The organism is Streptomyces sp. SID5785, assembly GCF_009870065.1.
Classification (GTDB): domain Bacteria; phylum Actinomycetota; class Actinomycetes; order Streptomycetales; family Streptomycetaceae; genus Streptomyces.
Genome location: NZ_WWIA01000693.1, coordinates 1 through 908 on the forward strand (window position 1 = coordinate 1; position 908 = coordinate 908).

2 protein-coding genes are annotated in these 908 nt (G+C 70.2%); both read right to left on the minus strand.

Annotated features, from left to right (window positions below):
* Positions 1 to 179: 179 nt before the first annotated feature.
* Positions 180 to 515 (minus strand): DUF4312 family protein, encoded by a 336-nt coding sequence (locus GTW43_RS22690; RefSeq protein WP_161303866.1) that lies wholly within the window; start codon positions 513 to 515, stop codon positions 180 to 182.
* A complete protein-coding gene (locus tag GTW43_RS22695; protein ID WP_161303867.1) occupies positions 512 to 880 on the minus strand; it encodes an SFCGS family glycine-rich protein in 369 nt (122 codons plus the stop codon). Before GTW43_RS22695 ends, GTW43_RS22690 begins: the two co-directional genes overlap by 4 nt.
* Positions 881 to 908 lie beyond the last annotated feature (28 nt).

The following is a 908-nucleotide window of genomic DNA, read 5'->3' on the forward strand; positions in this document are numbered from 1 at the left end:
AGAAGTGGGCGACGGGGTCGTTCTGGCAGGCGTTGAGCTCGCCCAGGGTGCGGAAGGCGCCCATGCCCTGGACCTTCGGCGCGTGGAACATGCGGGCGACGCCCGCGCTCGCGCCGAAGCCGATGAGGCCTCCGATGACGAGCGACTCCAGGAGGACGGTGAGGGTGTCGTTCATCGGGTCACCTCATGTGCAGGGCGTGCCGGACCGGCGAGAGCCGCTCCTCGCGCACCGTGAAGTCGAGGGCGTCCAGGTCGAGCGAGGCCACCTGGACCTGGATGCTCAGCGTGATCTCGAACCGCTGCCGGGTGCGCGGGAAGAGCAGGCCGAGGAAACGCTCGGTCCAGCGGTGCTCGACCGCCGAGACGACGTCCAGTTCGAGGGGCTCCACACGGAAGTTCACCCCGTCGGTGAGCCGGGCGACCTCGGACTGGACCTGGCCGATGGCCGTGGCGAAGGCCTTCTCGCGGGTCGGTCCGGACCCGCTCAGCCGCAGGGTGTGCCGGGACTGGTTCACGACGCTTCCTTCCCGAGCTTCTTCAAGAGCGCCTCGGTCACCTTGAAGCCCAGTTCCTCGCTGTCGAGGAACCCGAACCCGAGGACGGTGCGCCCCTGTTCGACGGCGGTGACGCCGGCCTGGGCGGAGCGCATCCCGAACTCGATGTCGTGCCCGTACTTGGCCTTGGCGGTGACGGCGCCCGCGCCGCCGCTGCCGCAGAAGGAGATGCCGAGATCGGCACCCTCGGCGGCCATCACGTCGCCGACCTTCATGTCGGCGCCGGGTCCGGCGATGAGGACGGGCTCGCCGCCCGCGGCGCGTACGCCCTCGGCGACCGCGTGGCCCTTGCCGAGCCGGTGTCCGATCACGATCTTGACTGTCATGGCGGTGCTCCCTGTGTCGGTCTAGGCC